Origin of the sequence: Sphingobacterium thermophilum, from assembly GCF_039541675.1 — a bacterium.
GTDB classification, from domain to species: domain Bacteria; phylum Bacteroidota; class Bacteroidia; order Sphingobacteriales; family Sphingobacteriaceae; genus Sphingobacterium; species Sphingobacterium thermophilum.
Genome location: NZ_BAABGR010000029.1, coordinates 132,399 through 149,379, shown reverse-complemented (window position 1 = coordinate 149,379; position 16,981 = coordinate 132,399). Strand labels below are relative to the sequence as shown.

At 40.3% G+C, this 16,981-nt stretch carries 17 protein-coding genes; 9 read left to right on the top strand and 8 right to left on the bottom strand.

Going from position 1 to position 16,981, the window contains the following annotated elements:
• Window positions 1-75: 75 nt before the first annotated feature.
• Both ABD873_RS10395 and lplA read right to left on the bottom strand, forming a co-directional pair.
• Window positions 76-456: a hypothetical protein gene (locus ABD873_RS10395; protein WP_345068084.1), complete on the bottom strand. Its 381-nt coding sequence runs from the start codon at window positions 454-456 to the stop codon at window positions 76-78.
• Between the two features lie 201 nt (window positions 457-657).
• Complete coding sequence (lplA, locus tag ABD873_RS10390) at window positions 658-1,641, bottom strand: lipoate--protein ligase (RefSeq protein ID WP_039053775.1); 984 nt, start codon at window positions 1,639-1,641, stop codon at window positions 658-660.
• Between the two features lie 166 nt (window positions 1,642-1,807).
• On the opposite strand from lplA, the gene ABD873_RS10385 reads away from it, so the two are divergent.
• The gene (locus ABD873_RS10385) at window positions 1,808-2,227 is read left to right on the top strand and encodes a cold-shock protein (RefSeq protein ID WP_345068081.1); all 420 of its coding nucleotides are present in this window, start codon (window positions 1,808-1,810) and stop codon (window positions 2,225-2,227) included.
• A gap of 66 nt (window positions 2,228-2,293) precedes the next feature.
• On the opposite strand, the gene ABD873_RS10380 is transcribed toward ABD873_RS10385, so the two are convergent.
• The 3 genes from ABD873_RS10380 to ABD873_RS10370 form a co-directional block, all read right to left on the bottom strand.
• Window positions 2,294-2,485, bottom strand: a complete 192-nt coding sequence (locus ABD873_RS10380; RefSeq protein ID WP_039053777.1) for a cold-shock protein — start codon at window positions 2,483-2,485, stop codon at window positions 2,294-2,296.
• 173 nt (window positions 2,486-2,658) lie between these two features.
• Window positions 2,659-4,872, bottom strand: coding sequence for an NADP-dependent isocitrate dehydrogenase (locus tag ABD873_RS10375; RefSeq protein WP_345068078.1), 2,214 nt, complete (start codon window positions 4,870-4,872; stop codon window positions 2,659-2,661).
• A gap of 227 nt (window positions 4,873-5,099) precedes the next feature.
• Window positions 5,100-5,936, bottom strand: a complete 837-nt coding sequence (locus ABD873_RS10370; protein WP_345068076.1) for a hypothetical protein — start codon at window positions 5,934-5,936, stop codon at window positions 5,100-5,102.
• A 236-nt stretch (window positions 5,937-6,172) separates the two neighbouring features.
• On the opposite strand from ABD873_RS10370, the gene ABD873_RS10365 reads away from it, so the two are divergent.
• The 3 genes from ABD873_RS10365 to ABD873_RS10355 all read left to right on the top strand — a co-directional run bounded on the left by ABD873_RS10365 (window position 6,173) and on the right by ABD873_RS10355 (window position 8,736).
• Window positions 6,173-7,048 carry a carbon-nitrogen hydrolase gene (locus ABD873_RS10365; RefSeq protein WP_039053780.1) on the top strand — a complete coding sequence of 292 codons (876 nt, stop codon included), beginning with the start codon at window positions 6,173-6,175 and terminating at the stop codon, window positions 7,046-7,048.
• A gap of 30 nt (window positions 7,049-7,078) precedes the next feature.
• Window positions 7,079-8,131, top strand: a complete 1,053-nt coding sequence (locus ABD873_RS10360) for an agmatine deiminase family protein (protein WP_345068073.1) — start codon at window positions 7,079-7,081, stop codon at window positions 8,129-8,131.
• Between the two features lie 131 nt (window positions 8,132-8,262).
• A complete protein-coding gene (locus ABD873_RS10355) occupies window positions 8,263-8,736 on the top strand; it encodes a DinB family protein (protein ID WP_345068071.1) in 474 nt (157 codons plus the stop codon).
• 3 nt (window positions 8,737-8,739) lie between these two features.
• Here ABD873_RS10355 and ABD873_RS10350 read toward each other — a convergent pair whose 3' ends face one another.
• Both ABD873_RS10350 and ABD873_RS10345 read right to left on the bottom strand, forming a co-directional pair.
• Window positions 8,740-9,687, bottom strand: a complete 948-nt coding sequence (locus ABD873_RS10350; RefSeq protein ID WP_345068069.1) for a helix-turn-helix transcriptional regulator — start codon at window positions 9,685-9,687, stop codon at window positions 8,740-8,742.
• A 97-nt stretch (window positions 9,688-9,784) separates the two neighbouring features.
• Window positions 9,785-10,066 carry a GNAT family N-acetyltransferase gene (locus tag ABD873_RS10345; RefSeq protein ID WP_039054557.1) on the bottom strand — a complete coding sequence of 94 codons (282 nt, stop codon included), beginning with the start codon at window positions 10,064-10,066 and terminating at the stop codon, window positions 9,785-9,787.
• A gap of 138 nt (window positions 10,067-10,204) precedes the next feature.
• Here ABD873_RS10345 and ABD873_RS10340 point away from each other — a divergent pair, with 138 nt between their 5' ends.
• From ABD873_RS10340 to ABD873_RS10330, 3 genes are all read left to right on the top strand, one after another.
• Window positions 10,205-12,271 carry a TonB-dependent receptor gene (locus tag ABD873_RS10340; protein WP_345068067.1) on the top strand — a complete coding sequence of 689 codons (2,067 nt, stop codon included), beginning with the start codon at window positions 10,205-10,207 and terminating at the stop codon, window positions 12,269-12,271.
• Window positions 12,272-12,289: 18 nt separating this feature from the next.
• On the top strand, window positions 12,290-13,123 hold the full coding sequence (locus ABD873_RS10335) for an MBL fold metallo-hydrolase (protein WP_345068065.1): 834 nt from the start codon (window positions 12,290-12,292) through the stop codon (window positions 13,121-13,123).
• Between the two features lie 183 nt (window positions 13,124-13,306).
• Entirely contained in the window at window positions 13,307-13,885 is a 579-nt protein-coding gene (locus tag ABD873_RS10330) for a PhnA domain-containing protein (protein ID WP_345068063.1), read from the top strand.
• 43 nt (window positions 13,886-13,928) lie between these two features.
• On the opposite strand, the gene ABD873_RS10325 is transcribed toward ABD873_RS10330, so the two are convergent.
• Complete coding sequence (locus ABD873_RS10325) at window positions 13,929-15,275, bottom strand: NfeD family protein (protein WP_345068061.1); 1,347 nt, start codon at window positions 15,273-15,275, stop codon at window positions 13,929-13,931.
• Window positions 15,276-15,293: 18 nt separating this feature from the next.
• Between ABD873_RS10325 and ABD873_RS10320 the strand changes: the two genes are divergently transcribed.
• Together ABD873_RS10320 and ABD873_RS10315 are read left to right on the top strand one after the other, a co-directional pair.
• Window positions 15,294-16,043 (top strand): hypothetical protein, encoded by a 750-nt coding sequence (locus tag ABD873_RS10320; RefSeq protein WP_345068059.1) that lies wholly within the window; start codon window positions 15,294-15,296, stop codon window positions 16,041-16,043.
• Between the two features lie 9 nt (window positions 16,044-16,052).
• Window positions 16,053-16,976, top strand: coding sequence for a DPBB and LysM peptidoglycan-binding domain-containing protein (locus tag ABD873_RS10315; protein ID WP_345068057.1), 924 nt, complete (start codon window positions 16,053-16,055; stop codon window positions 16,974-16,976).
• The last annotated feature ends 5 nt before the right edge of the window (window positions 16,977-16,981 follow it).

Below are 16,981 nucleotides of genomic sequence, written 5' to 3'. Positions count from 1 at the left end.
TGATATCCCTTTCGCATATTATGGTGTTACAAATAATTTCAATTAATTACCACCAGTCGTACCGTTTTTCAACTGTTAATCCATATCGATGTACTCGTCATCGCTCTTAATTCTGTAACCTTTTACACGAGCAGTAACGGTATACGTTTTTCTTTTTTGATCAACCATGAAAGTAGGGTTTAATACACCGTCAGCACCTTTTTCGATTGCTGTTTTTTCAGCCATCATGAATGCTACTTTTTTCAATTCATCTAGCGTGTATTTTCTGTATTGTTTTTTGTTTTGAACAGTAGCTGTGAAGCTTTCATTCATGATAGTGTATTCCGATCTTTTCAACTGACCAGAAATGCGTGCAGTTTGTGATGCAATACCCGTATCAACCACTTTTCTGCCTCCGCAGGATGCTAATAAGCCGGCACATAATACACCGACAAGCGCTACTTTAGAAAATTTCATATATGTTATTAATTTGGTTACTTAGTTTGATTCCGCTGGCAAAAATAAAATCAAACTAGAAACCATTAAGCTTCACACAAGGTAGTTCGCGGAGTAAAAACAAGACTACCCGACGGGTAGCCTGCCGATAAAAAACTGTAAACTAGTAAAATAAAAAAGCATCGAAAATATTTCGATGCTTTTATGCAGGAGCTTAAATATCTATTTGAAGATATCCAATATCTCTTCTAAGGTTACATTTCCGAAAAAAGCCTTTAGGTCGCTCTCTTGCAACACCTTTTTCAATGCCTCTTCCTCATGCTTCACTCCTACCAGTTTTTCTTCCAATTCTTCTATGGCATTAGAGGCGAAGAAATCTCCGAAAATCTTAGCTTTTTCGATATAACCTTTATGTACATCAAGATGCACTTCTATAAATCCGGCCGGCACTTTGTTAGCCTTCTTAAAATTGTAATCCGGTGAAGCGCCAAAGTTCCAGTCCCACGTGCTGTACTTTTCTGCAGCTAAAGTTTCTATGGCTCGGATATCTTTTTCATCAAAATTATAAATCTCTACCTGCTCATTATCTTGTTTGATTTCTTCGATAAAAAGGCGCTTAAACGTCTCTGTCGTGGTGCCCTCGGGAAGGTAATCTATCAGGTTGGTCACCCTAGCACGGTTCGATTTGACGGCTTTATCGACAAACTTAAGCGGATTGACCTTCAGTGCGTCGGCAAGAACCGACATTTCTGAATGAATCAGAATCGTCCCATGCTGAATCATCTTCATATTTTTAATAGTCTTGGCATTACCGCTAAACTTTTTCCCATCCACCAGCAGATCATTTCTACCTTCCAGCTTAGCCGGAACACCGAGCTTGTTGAGCAACTTAACCACAGGTCTGGTAAAAGTTTCAAAATCCGTAAAATCTTTATCTTCAGCTTTGGTGTGGAAAGAGAAATTCAAATTTCCAAGATCGTGATACACTGCCCCACCACCGGATAGACGGCGTACCACCTTGATGCCATGTTCCTTCACATAATCCAGATTAATTTCGGCCAGCGTATTCTGAAATTTACCGATGATAATGGAAGGTGCATTGATATAGAAAAGAAGAATTTCTTCTTTTGGAAAACGGGAAAGTAAATATTCTTCCGATGCAATATTGAAATAGGCATCATGTGAAGGTGAATCAATAATTATCATAGCAATGCAGTTTAGTATTCACCAAGAATAAGAAATAAGTTCCTTTATTTCAATAATTTTTAGTATATTTGACAAAAGCCGCACATTTTCGCCTACCTATTCTTTCCACAGAATTCTTGACGATAAGTAAGACTTTTCCCATTAAATCATCATTAAAAAATCATACATGAGTCAAAGCCAACAAACATTTAGAAAAAAAGAAATCGCCAAGAAAAAACTGCAAAAACGTAAAGAAAAAGAAGAAAAAAGAGCACAACGTCAGGAATCTAACGACAAAGGAAAATCTTTAGAAGAGATGTTTGCCTATGTCGATGAAAATGGAAACATATCCGACACACCTCCTGTAAAGAAATACGAATTCAAAGAAGAAGATCTAGTACGTCCTGAAGAGGAATATGCGTACGGCAAGGTTTCTTTCTATAATGAAGCCGGCCAATATGGCTTTATCCGCGATAACGAAACACGAGAAAATGTCTATTTCAATTTTAAGATTTTAGGTTTTGTATTGCATCAGGATCAAAAAGTGAAGTTTAAGTCCAAATCCAGCAGACAAGGACTTCAAGTCACCGAAGTAATCGTCTTATAACCCGCTATAAAAAAAGAAAAGCGAATCATATGATTCGCTTTCTGTAAGATAAATTATATATAATAATTAGTTTACTCTCACATTAGTGGCATTGATGCCTTTACGACCGTTTTCTACATCATACGATACATGGTCGCCTTGTTGAATTTGGTCAACTAACCCTGATACGTGAACAAAAATATCATCGCCACCACCATCAGGAGTAATAAAACCAAATCCTTTGGTCTCATTAAAAAACTTTACAGTTCCGTTATTCATATTGTATTATTTTATTATTTCTGCAAGGTAGGTATAATAATTGGATTATCAACTAATTATTTGATTTATTTTCAGAAGTGGTATAATTTAATTTAGGAGCATAAATTTAATAAAGCATAAAAAAGCCCTTTGTGTGAACACAAAGGGCTTTTTTATTTTCAGCTATCAACTGCTTATAAAGAAGCTATAGCATTATTCAATGTCACTGAAGGTCTCATAGCTTTAGAAGCCAATTCATCATTAGGGAAATAATATCCGCCGATGTCCTGAGGCTGACCTTGTGCTGCGATGAGCTCTTCGTTGATTTTAGCTTCATTTGCCGCCAATGTTTCAGCGAGAGGCGCGAATCTAGCTGCCAATTCCGCATCTTTGGTTTGCTTAGCCAACTCTTGTGCCCAATACAAGGCCAAGTAGAAGTGCGAACCACGGTTATCAATCTGTCCTACCTTACGCGCAGGAGACTTATCATTAGCCAAGAATAGGGCGTTAGCTTCATCCAAGGCTTCCGCCAACACTTGTGCTTTAGGGTTGTTTTGCGTTTGCGCCAGATGCTCAAGAGAGGCTTGCAATGCCAAGAACTCTCCTAGAGAGTCCCAACGTAGATAACCTTCTGCTAAGAACTGTTCTACATGTTTAGGTGCTGAACCACCAGCTCCTGTTTCGAACAAACCACCGCCATTCATCAACGGTACGATAGATAGCATTTTCGCAGAAGTTCCTACCTCTAAGATAGGGAACAAGTCTGTGAGGTAATCACGCAATACGTTACCTGTTACAGAGATAGTATCCAACCCTTGACGGATACGCTCTACAGAGAATTTAGTAGCCTCTACAGGAGATAAGATACGAATATCTAAACCTGTAGTGTCATGATTTGGCAAGTATTTTTTTACTTTTTTGATAATTTCTCTGTCATGTGCACGGTTTTCATCCAACCAGAATACAGCAGGCGTATTGGAAAGACGGGCACGTGTTACGGCTAATTTCACCCAATCTTGGATTGGAGCATCTTTAGTCTGACACATACGGAAGATATCACCAGCATCCACAGCCTGTTCCATGAACACATTTCCTTCAGCATCTACCACACGGATTGTACCGTTGGCCTGCGCTTGGAAAGTCTTATCGTGTGAGCCATACTCTTCGGCCTTCTGAGCCATCAATCCCACATTAGGCACTGAACCCATGGTTTTAGGATCGTAAGCCCCGTTGGCTTTACAGTCCGCGATTACCGCTTCGTAAACTCCAGCATACGAACGGTCAGGAATTATAGCGATAGTATCACGCTCTTGACCGTTTTTATCCCACATCTTACCACCGATACGGATCATGGCTGGCATAGAAGCATCCACAATCACATCTGAAGGCACGTGAAGGTTGGTAATACCTTTGTCGGAGTTTACCATAGCAAGGTCAGGACCATTGGCAATAGCAGCATCGATGGCGGCTTTCACCTCTTCTTCTTGGGCATGACCGGCAATCTTAGCGTATATTTCACCAAGACCGTTGTTCTTATTGATACCTAACGATTCGAAAAGACCAGCATATTTCGCAAATACATCTTTGAAATACACTTCGACGATAGCGCCAAACATGATAGGGTCAGAAACCTTCATCATCGTCGCCTTCAAGTGTGCCGATAGTAATACGCCTTGCTCTTTGGCCTCTTCAATAGTAGCAGCAACGAATTGTTTTAATTTAGCTAAGCTCATCACCGCCGAGTCAATCACTTCTCCGGCTTTCAGTGGAGCCAAGCCTTTTAATTCTTTTACAGATCCGTCTTCACCTACAAATTCTATCTTATATTGTGTATCGTTTTCTACTGTTACTGATTTTTCTGTAGCGTAGAAATCTCCTTCATGCATGGAAGCAACTTTCGTTTTGCTGTCTGCTTTCCATTCGCCCATACGGTGAGGATTAGCTTTAGCGTAGTTTTTCACGGCTTTAGGAGCACGGCGGTCTGAGTTACCTTCACGCAATACAGGGTTTACAGCCGACCCTAACACCTTAGCATAAGTAGCTTTGATTTTTTCTTCCTCCTCATTGGAAGGTGTGTCAGGATAGTTTGGAACATTGTAGCCGGCCTTTTGTAATTCCGCAATAGCCGCTTTCAATTGAGGGATAGAAGCCGAAATGTTTGGCAATTTGATAATGTTCGCTTCCGGAGTAGTTGCCAAACGGCCTAATTCTGCCAAAGCATCATTAGTCTGTTGCTCTGGAGTCAAATATTCGTTGAAATTAGCAAGAATACGTCCTGCTAATGAAATATCTTTTAATTCTACTTCGATATCCGCAGTTTTAGCGAATGCTTGAACTATAGGTAAAAAAGAATACGTCGCCAACAACGGCGCTTCATCTGTTTTAGTGTAAATGATTTTAGATGACATAGTTTCCTGTTGAAAATATTAATGTTTCTACAATAACACACGAAATTGAAAAACTACCAGGCGTAGTTTTTAAAATTCCGCCTAAAGATAAGAAAATCATTGTTAAATCTTCACAAAAGGATGAATTATGACATGACAGCAAAAAAGATTGGCAGGGATGGATTATTACTTACCCATGTCATAAACTAAAAAGAAGCCTCCTGATTTAAGAGAGGCTTTAGGCAATATTAAATTTTGTCAATCCTAAAATTGGACACATATACTGAACCCGATTTGTCGTCGCTATTCAGTGCTAGATAAAAATATTTTTTTATCGATGGGTCCGTCATTTCGGTATCGAGAATCTTGTAATCGTTAATATATGTACGCATACGCCTTCCTTCCACTCTTATTTTAACCTTCATAATGTCGTTGACAAAAGTTGACATATTGGCTTTAACCATGCTTTCTTTCTTGGGTGAAGTTTCCTTGCTGTTGAATTGAAAATAGTTGAAACGATAAGATGCCCTGATATTCACTGGATTTTCTTCCGCTACATAATAGTGTTTCCCTACTCCTTTTTCATAATCGAAACCGAAGTCCAAAGCAAACTCATGTTTATGTTCGCTGAATGACAGCACATCAAATTCCAATGTAAAATCTTCAGGAATTCGTATTAGTTCTTTAATCTTATAGGTATTTCCGTCAAACAGCTGAAGCCACTGTCCTTCTATTCCTTCCACTGTATTAACTTCTCCACGCCCATTGCTGGTCCATCGCTGCGCCATCTCTCCTACAGCATCTTTGCTGAAATCATCGTAAAAAACACGCTCTGTACCTCGCTGAAAATCATATTTCATACCTTGAAGATCTTCGAAAGGGCCATATTTTGAAGGGTTGGATGTTTTCGTTGGACCTGTACTAGAGGAGGAAGTCTTCTCCCCTTCTTCAATTGTATTATTTATTACGGATTCTACTTTTTTGCCAATCTTCTTACCGATTCCTTTAAGTGTTTGAGCTTTAAGACCTCCTGAGATAAGAAGTATACAGGCACAAACTATTAGTTTTACATATAATTTTTTCATAAAAAAGATAGTTATACTGCGTTAGTCCACCAAAGATACATTTATTTATGAGTTTTTAACCTATACTAAAAAATTATAAAGCAGAGGAGGATTATTCCCTTCTCTATTAGACATGACAGCAATTAAATGTTAACCGTACGTCATCTGTGCCACATAAAAGAGGAAACTCGTACGCAATTACCATGGGATACTATAAATAATCTTATCTTTGTCTTTGTAAAATAATAATTCTAAAGATGAGCAAAGTAAAAGTTGGATTGGTTCAGATGTCTTGTGTGAAGGACAAGCAAGCGAACCTTAATAAAGCTATTGAGAAAATTAGAGAAGCTGCTGCCGATGGCGCTCAGATTGTATGTTTGCAAGAACTTTTCACTTCATTATATTTCTGTGACGTCGAAGATTATGACAACTTTGACCTAGCAGAACCTATTCCTGGTCCTTCTACTGACGCTTTGTCGACTGTAGCCAAGGAGTTAGGCGTAGTTATCATCGCTTCCCTTTTCGAGAAAAGAGCGGAAGGTCTTTACCACAATACCACTGCCGTGTTGGATGCTGATGGCTCTTACCTAGGAAAATACCGCAAAATGCATATCCCTGACGATCCAGCCTATTACGAGAAATTCTATTTCACACCGGGAGATTTGGGATACAAAGTTTTCAAAACCAAATTCGGAAAGATAGGAGTATTAATTTGCTGGGATCAATGGTATCCTGAAGCGTCGCGTATCACTGCATTGATGGGAGCAGAAATTCTATTCTATCCTACAGCTATAGGCTGGGCTACAGACCAAGATGAAGAGACCAACAAAGACCAATACAATGCTTGGCAGATCATCCAACGTTCACACGCTGTAGCCAACGGGGTTCCTGTGGTGTCTGTAAACCGTGTAGGGTACGAGCAGGATGGTGCTATGAAGTTCTGGGGAGGTAGCTTTGTAACAAACGCACAAGGCAAATTGTTATACCTAGCTTCTCACGACAAAGAAGAAGTTAAAGTGGTAGAGTTAGACCTTAAAGAGTCCGATTATTTCCGCAAACACTGGCCTTTCTTACGTGACAGACGTATCGAAACATACGGACCTATCACCAAAAGATTTATTGACGAAGATTAATATTTTCATCACAGAAGGAAAAAGAGTTAAATGAGTTTGACATTAGAAAATACACCGAAACAACAAGGGTATTCTTTCCCTGCCGAATGGGCTGAACAGGAAGCTATGTGGCTGAGCTGGCCTCACAAGGAAGCTTCCTGGCCGGGAAAGATAGAAACAATATATAAGCCGTATTCGGAGTTTATCAAAGCGGTAGCGGAGGACCAAAAGGTACGGATAAACGTGGCCGATGAAGCCATGAAAAATTTTGCCTTGAGGCATCTTGAAGCTGTAAACGCCAATCTTGCCAATGTGGAGTTTTATTTCCACGAAACTAACGACGCCTGGTGTAGAGACCATGGCCCTGCTTTTGTCATCAACAAAACCGAAAAGAAAAAAGCCGTAGTAGACTGGGGCTATAATGCCTGGGGGGGAAAATATCCTCCATTCGACCTGGATGATGTGATACCTACCAAAATTGCTAACCACTTCGGTTTACCGCTATTTACTCCTCCTATCGTCATGGAAGGTGGATCCGTGGAATTCAACGGCGCAGGAACCGTCCTCACTACAACATCTTGCCTGCTGAACGAAAACCGTAATCCACACCTAACCAAAGAACAGATAGAGCAATATCTGAAAGAATTCTATGGACAGGAGCAAGTATTATGGCTTGGTGATGGCATTGTGGGAGATGATACAGATGGACATATCGACGACATTACCCGCTTTGTCAATGAAGATACAGTCCTTACAGTAGTCGAAGAAAATCCGGAAGACGAAAACTATCAGCCCTTACAGGAAAATCTGGAGGCACTGAAAAAGATGACCCTCCTTGATGGACGCAAACTCAATATCGTGGAGTTGCCAATGCCTGCTCCTGTCATCTACGAAGACACAAGACTTCCGGCCTCTTACGCCAACTTCTATATCGCAAACAAAGTGGTGGTCGTGCCTATTTTTAACGACAAAAACGATGAAAGAGCACTTCAAATCATCCAATCTTGTTTCCCCGGACGTAAAGTTATAGGTATTAATTCCGTAGACATCATCTGGGGTTTAGGAAGCTTTCATTGTTTGAGTCAACAAGAACCGAAAATTTAACCTTTCTATTGGAAAAATGAAAAGGAGCAAGCATAGCGTTTGCTCCTTTTTTATTAAAAAATTCAAAATACTGCTGACAGACAGTTGTCACTTCCATCTCTTAGCTTTGGTATAACAAAAACCAACAAGCTATGAAGAAGACAGAAATTATCACAAAAGATGAACTATTGAAACATTGGTTAGAACATAGAACCCTTACAAAAAGAACAATAGAAGTATTTCCCGAAAAGGAACTGTTTGAATTTTCAATCGGAGGCATGCGCCCCTTCGCCAAAATGGTCAATGAGCTGTTGTCTATTGCCGTACCCGCATTAGAAGATATGATTCTCAACAGAACTACACCTTTTACACACCGCGAAGGACTGCTTACTAAGGAAGCATTGTTGACCCAATGGGACTATGACACCCAAAAGATCGCCGAACTATACAATCAACTCCCAGAGGAGAGATTTCATGAAGAGTTCAATCTCTTTGGAGAATACAAATTTCCAATTGTTGAGAATATTCTATACATGATAGATAACGAAATCCATCATAGAGGTCAAGGATATGTATATCTGAGAGCTTTAGGTATTGCTCCTCCTTTTTTCTGGGATAGGTACTAAATCCTATAAATTGGCTATAGCACGCTGAAGGACATCCCTCATCATCTCTTTCAGAAAGGAGGGCTCCAACACCTTCACATCGTCCGCAAACATTAATATCCATCGGGCGAAATGGTGGATATTGGCGGTGTGGAAGAGCATCTCCACACCGTCATCTTTCATTTCTTCACTCACAAAACCAAAATATTGGCGGTCCCAATACATATAGCGCGCCATCTCTCTACTGGTACGTATCCGAACAATCTGCTTCTCCTGATTTTTTCTTCTTTGCTCAAGATAGACATGCAAGGGTTCAAGTTGCTGGGTATACCGTTTCTCTGTAAGATGTATATCCACAATACGGTCGAGTCTAAACTGTCGTACCGCCTTCCGAAGATGACAATAAGCCATAAAATACCAAAACTGGTCCTCTTGGAATACTCCAATCACTTCTATATGCCGCTCTTGCAAGTCACTTTCTAGAGCTTTATAAGTAAGTTTTACCTGTCTCTTTTTTACCATACTTTCGAAGAGAGTTGCCAACGCCGCCGGAACTTTCTCGTTGATAAAATTTTTCTGTTTGTTGATTAATACTTTGCTTTCCAAGTCAGCTACATGTTCTTTCTCCGCGAACCGCAACATCCCCTTCATCTTTCGAAGGGCACTACTGAAATGTTCACCCATCTCCTTATCAAGGTAATGCCGCATAAGCTTCTCGGCAACACCAAAACTCAATGCCTCTTGTTCCGAAAAGCGTATAGGTGGAATCTTGTAGGTACTCATCAGAGAATACCCTATACCGGCCTCACCCACGATAGGTACTCCTGCGTGCAATAACGAACGGATATCACGATACACGGTTCGAAGACTCATATCGAACTTGTCGGCAAGCTCTTGAGCTTTCACCACAGGCTTGGACTGAAGGTAAAAATAAATACCTAACAACCGATCAAAACGTTTCGTAATATCCATCTTTATAATTTCCTGCAATGGTTAAGTTAGCAAATAAAAAAGTTCTTGAAAGTCATTTCAAGAACTTTTTAACTACAAGCCCAAATTAAAAAATACTTTATGCCAAAACATCGCGAATATCTATGTCCTTATCGAACATAGTCTTCGCGAAAGGACACAATGGAACTATTTTTATGTTGTGGTCACGCGCAAACTCTACAGCCTTAGATAAAAGAATCTTGCCAATCCCTTTACCCTTCTGATCCGGATGAACCTCCGTATGATCTATAATAATCTTTCCCTCTCCGGCCTTGGAATAGGTCATCTCTCCTATCTGAACATTATCTTCAATAGCTAAGAAAGCACCCTTGGAATCACTCTCATTATGCTTTATAATCATACGCTAAATTCTTTGGTTTTTATTAAGATAACAATAAATTCCCAAAATTGTTTGATAGAAGCGTAATGCTCGTCGACAAATAGTAAAAAATGAAATAAGCATTACATTAACCCTTAAAAAGTCCTATTTTTAGAGAAGATGAAAAGAATCGAATCTATGAAACTGGCATGCTCTCTTCTAACCTTATTTTATCCGATAATAGCCTCTTCGCAACATATACAAGACAGTATTAAAGTTGAGTTACAACCTGTCGAAATAAAGCACTATTTCAACAAACAGGCAGATATAGCTGTCACTGCCAGTATGCACACTGTAGGACGTAAGACCTTAGAAGCAAACCAACAAATTTCTATGACCGCCGCGATGAATACTGTAGCGGGAGTACGCATGGAAGAACGCTCTCCAGGCTCTTATCGGTTGGCCCTACGGGGCAGCACCATCCGTTCGCCCTTCGGTATACGGAATGTCAAAATTTATATCAACGATATGCCCTTGACGGATGCTGGAGGAAATACTTATCTCAATGTACTGGATCCCTACTTCTTGCAAGAAGTACAGGTAATCAAAGGGCCAGATGCTTCCATTTTCGCTGCCAACTCCGGAGGAGTAATACAGATTGTCACTAAACAGGACGATAATACGACAGACGCCAGAATATCATTGGGATCGTATGGTTTTCTGCATGAAAATGTAGGTATCTCCAGACGGCTAACACCTAAGTATAATTTCACTTTACAACAGGGATATACACACTATGATGGCTACAGAGAAAATTCTTCAGTGAAGCGCTGGGCTTTCCAGACAGCACACCAGCTGAAATATAATAAAGACAATCATTTGAATGCTTATATCCTTTTTTCCGACTTGGGATACCTCACTCCCGGAGGGCTTACGGCAGCACAGTATGCCGACAATCCCAAAGCCGCACGACCTGCAGCAGGAAGCACCCCCGGAGCCCAAGAACAGAAAGCAGGGATATACAATAAAACTCTTTATGGCGGGATAAGTAATACCTTTCACCTTACGAATGGGTGGAAACATTTTATTGCCACCTACGGTTCGTATACCGACTTTGAAAATCCTTTTATCACCAATTATGAATACAGAATAGAGAAAAATTTAGGTCTCCGCACTTACCTTTCCTTTCAACGGGAAGACAAACCCTACGAAATACAGTTCGGCATGGAGGCCAACAAAGGCTGGAACAGTATAGATAACTATGATAACCTCCAAGGGGTTTCGGGAGATATGCAGGCGAGCGATAAACTTGATGTCTTTCAGATGAATATATTCAGCAGAATACAGTATAACTTAACCTCAAAATGGATGATAGAAGGTTCTTTGGGATGGAACAAAAACAAGATACATTATCAGACTCTCTTTCCCGCTTCGGTTATGACCAAAGGCAATATCGACTTTGAAGACCAGCTAATGCCTCGCCTTGGTTCTTCCTTCCTTCTAAATAACTTTTCGGCTTTACGTGCTTCGCTTTCCAAAGGGTATTCTACGCCAACTATTGCAGAGCTGAGAGCTTCTGACAACCTTGTAAACAAGGATCTGCAGGCCGAAACAGGAATAAATTATGAAATCGGCTATAAGATAAAATCTCGCAACGGTTCCAAAATTTTGGATATTGCTGCCTATAGTTACCGAATGGATAATGGTATAGTACGACATATCAATGCCGATGGTGCCGATTATTATGGCAATGCAGGACATATGAAACAGCGCGGCTTAGAGCTATCTTTTTGGTCTTTTTGGAATTTAAAAAACTCTTTCTTCAAAACACTTCAATACCATACGGCTGTGACCTACAACGATTATAAATTTGGCGATTACGTGAACGGCTCCAATAATTATAAAGGAAACGCAGTTACTTCCGTACCCAAATGGACGATGAGTAATACTTTAGAGCTACAACTACCAAAGTATACAAGTTTGAAAATCAATCATTTTCATATATCCGACATTCCACTGGATGATGCAAATACAGTCTTTGCGAAAGCTTACAACCTAATACAATTGCAAATAAATTGGAATTTTATACTTTCAAAACTTAAATCTAATCACCAACTTTATTTGCAGATTGACAACCTGCTGGATCAAAAATATAGTCTCGGGAATGATATCAATGCTTTTGGTGGTCGTTATTTTAATGCTGCGACACCTCGGAGTTTCGTAATTGGCACCAAACTTACATTTTAACGTAAAAATAAAAGGATTATGAACTTATATACTATAGATACAGGATTTTTTAAACTGGATGGGGGTGCCATGTTTGGTGTGGTACCTAAGTCTTTATGGCAAAGAACAAATCCGGCCGATGAGAACAACCTTTGTACTTGGGCAAACCGCCTCCTACTTATCGAAGACGGTAAGCGTCTTATTTTGGTGGATACTGCATTAGGAGACAAACAGGATGCCAAATTTTTTGGACACTATCATCCGCACGGAGATGATACCCTAGACAAATCTTTAGCAAAATACGGCTTCCATCGCGATGATATCACGGATGTATTTCTTACCCACTTACATTTTGACCACTGTGGAGGAGCAATTAAACGGGAAGGCGATAAACTTATCCCCGCATTTAAAAACGCGAAATATTGGTCCAACGAAAGCCACTGGGAATGGGCTACCAACCCTAACCCACGCGAAAAAGCATCCTTCCTCAAGGAAAATATCCTTCCTATAAAAGAGTCGGGACAACTCAACTTCGTTCAAGGCAACCAATTTGACGATACGGATATCGTAGTACGCTACGCCCATGGACATACCGAATCCATGATGCTTCCGCAAATAGAATATAAAGGCAAAACCATACTGTATATGGCCGACCTACTTCCATCTGTGGGACATATACCTCTTCCTTACGTGATGAGCTATGACGTAAGACCTCTCGTTACCATGCAGGAAAGACAAGAATATTGGCGGGAAGCCGTAGAAAAAGAATATATCCTATTTTTCGAACATGACCCTATAAACGAATGTTGTACTCTCCACCATACCGAAAAGGGAATTCGCGTGAAAGATATTTTCAAACTATCAGACATATAAAAACCGGTAAATACCGCTTTTTATAGTTACTATGAAAATAATCAATATGCAAAAGAATTGGATGATTCACCATCTTCCAAAAGTACTATGCGTACATTTCGACATCTTAATAAATTATCCTTCATCAATAAGGATATACTTTTATTTTGCTACTTTTGCGAAAAGTAAACAACCTATATATAAATGAGCTTAGAAAAACAACTGCAAGAGAGAAGTCAAAATAAGTGCGAATTATGCAACGCTACGGCTAACTTAGGTGTGTATGAAGTTCCTCCTGTAGATATTCCGAGTGCAGACAATAGCATTTATGTTTGTGAAACTTGTAAATCTCAGATAGAAAAAAGAGAACAAATAGACCCCGAACATTGGAGAGTGTTAACTGAGACCATGTGGTCCGAATATGCTCCTGTACAGGTTGTAGCTTGGCGTATGCTTAGCCGTCTGAGAAACGAAAGCTGGGCTGCAGACAGTTTGGACATCCTCTATCTGGACGATGACACTTTGGAATGGGCTAAGAAAACAGGTGATCACGAGCAAGACGCTACCGTACAGTTTCACCAAGACTCCAATGGAACAAGACTTTACGACGGCGACACGGTAGTATTGATCAAAACGTTGGACGTAAAAGGTTCTTCGGTGAATGCCAAGCTAGGTACCGTAATCAAAAACATTCGTCTAGACCCTAATAACACCGATTATATTGAAGGAAAAATCGATGGACAAACCATCGTCATCCTCACCAAATATCTTCGTAAAGGATAAAGAACAAAGGTCGGCACAGAGCCGACCTTTGTTCTTTACACGTTTATGCTTTTCTTTCCGTCGTTTTACGGACGAAGAGATTATAGTTTTCATGTTTCTCCACATAGATCTCCTCTCCAGCCTCTATAAATCCATCCAAAGCTACAGCATCATACCAGACGCCCTCGATTTCTATTTTGCCGCTAGGCCTCAGTACTGTTCGGCTCACACCCGTCTTATTTAATAAATTAATTTTCGGTGTCGACACCGTATATCCACTGGTAGACTTTTGCTCTTCCTGCAGCACGAACCTTTTGAATGCCGACGACTGCATGATATTTTTTCCGAAGATGACCATCAGTACTACGGAAAGTATCATTGAGCCTATTACAATTAAAAATGAGTTCATCAACAATCCTGGTTTTGAAATCTTAAAATCTAAATAATCATTTGCCAACATCGAGAAAGAAAGTCCGCAAATCACAAAGATTATCCCCAAAATGCCAGCCACCCCAAATCCGGGTATGACAAAAACTTCCAAGACGAGCAAAATAACACCCAATACAAAGAGGGCTATCTCCCAATGCTCAGCCAAGCCCTGTAAATACAAAGGCGCGAAGAAAAGAGCCGCACAGATTATAGCCAGCACCAAAGCAAAACCTATGCCCGGCGTTTGAAGTTCAAAATATATTCCGCCGATAATACCCATAATCAGCAGACCACTGATTAAAGGATTTACCAAAAAAGCGATTACATGGTCTATCCATGTCTTATGGTAGGAAGTAAGCTTAGGAGCATTCAAATCCAAATCTCTGAATATATCTTCTCTGCTTCTCACCTCAGCCCGGATAAGCTGGGCTTTCAATGCCTCCGAAGGCGTCAGCGTTAGCACCTGACCTTCCTCCTTCCAATCGGGCAACGATACACTACCATCTACAAAAGCTTCGGCCAGTCGTGCATCCCTACCTTTGGCTTCAGCCGTAGAGCGCATCAACCCTCGCATATAAGATTGATATTTTTCCGGCATAACTTCCCCTTGAGGATTTACCACACTGGCTGCTCCCATCGATGCACCTGCCTGCATATAAATATAGTCCGAGGCGAGTGCTATCAACGTCCCTGCCGAAGCTGCATTATTGTTGATATAAACTATAGTCTTCGGCTTAGCATTAAGCAATAACGTACGTATGGAATCCGCAAAATTCACCGCCCCTCCGAAAGTATTCATCTCTATCATAAAAAAGTCCGCCTGCTGCTCCATAGCCTCGGCATACGACTTCTTTATTATGCGCCAAGAACTAGGCCCCACATCTTCCTTCAACTCCGTATAATAAACGGTCTGCGCGGCAGCTATGGAAGACCAAATTAGCAAAGCCAACAACAAAATAGTTTTCGTAGATTTGTATATCATCGCTTTGTACATTGGGTTATGACTAAATATACGATAAATAAAGTATTCGAACGAAATTTTCAATTCCCTATCTGGAAAATGGAGGTCGATACAGTTAATAATTTATTAGCTGTAGAAAGTCGTAACCAGACAGACACCCTTCCTTATTTTTCGGTAATAGATTTTGAAGGACTGACACACATAGACCATATGGCCGCAGAAGCCAAAGAGTGGACCTTGGAAGGTGTACAAGGAGATTATCTTATTTTGAAAAGGTTTGGCGATTATAGTCCCATACAGGCAGGCATACAGATTATACATATACCCAGTCGCACGGTCTTGTGTACCCATTTGGAATATATCATCAAAGAGGTTTACACCGAATACATTGTTGCACGGCATCGGCTTATTCCCAGCGGTATAGACTATCTAATCCATATTCCTACAGGGAATCTTATGGTCCAACATATTCCACTCGCCTATTGTGTCCGCGACATTAACTATCCAGTCCCTTACCAAGGCCAAGTGCCCAAATTCATGCAGACTATAGATTTCACCGATCAGCTATGGTTGCAACCACACCGAGACCTATTTCTCTGGTCTTACCATACCATTCAGAGCTCCAAATACGCGCTTAACCTAAGCATCAGCACTAAAACAGAATTGCTGGATAGTAAAATAATGTTAAATGATTTGGATAAATTAATCCCCCAACCTTACTTTACAGTCAAAGATTATATTTTCATTTTATCCGGTGATAAAATGAAAATTAGCACGTATTTAGTATAATTGTAAGATATGGAGCAGAAAAGTATTATTAAATCGTATCAGAAGCTTTCTTTTTTATTTTTTTTCGGATTGACATTAAGTGCTACGTCGCCAGCAAAAGCGGCAGAACTAGACCATAATATTATCATAGCCAGCGCTCCGGATTCCATCGGAACAGAAACTGTTAATGGCAAACGTTATGTTATCCATAAACTGGCACCCAAAGAAACTTATTATCAACTAAGCCGCATATACGGGGTAGCGGTCAAGGATATCATGGAAGCCAACAATAAAAAAAATCTACGTGTTGGCGATACGGTACGCATCCCTAGAGGTAATGCCTTAATTGCCGATAACAGATCTAACGTTACTTCGAAAAAGGATGAACAAGTAATCCTAAATCCCGAGGATATCACCGAATATAAGGTTGGAAAAAACGAAACATTATACGCCATATCCAGACGGTTCTCCATCTCGGTAGAGGATATCAAGAAAGTCAATAATATGACCAACAACAATGTCCGAGAAGGACAGATTTTGAAAATCCCGAATAAAAGTTTACCGAAGCCGGCACCGGTAATCCCTATCCCACCGGTCATTGAAAGCACTCATGGGGAGAACGAAACAGCTGAGGAGTTCGCAGTACGAACCAACAAATATGGCATCCGTGAAACACGCGAAAAAGGTATCGGCGTATGGATGGAAGACCTAGAGAACGACGAACACACCAGTTTAGCCCTTCATAAGACAGCTCCTGTAGGAACTATATTGAAAATTACCAATCCTATGAATAGAAGTGTTACCTTTGCAAAGGTGGTAGGAAAATTTACTGATAATCACGAAACACACGGAGCTATCGTCATCATCTCCAAATCCGTAGCCTCATCTATCGGCATCTTGGACAAAAGATTTCAGATAGAAATCACTTACGGAGCTCCTTTGAATATAAATTAGTAACA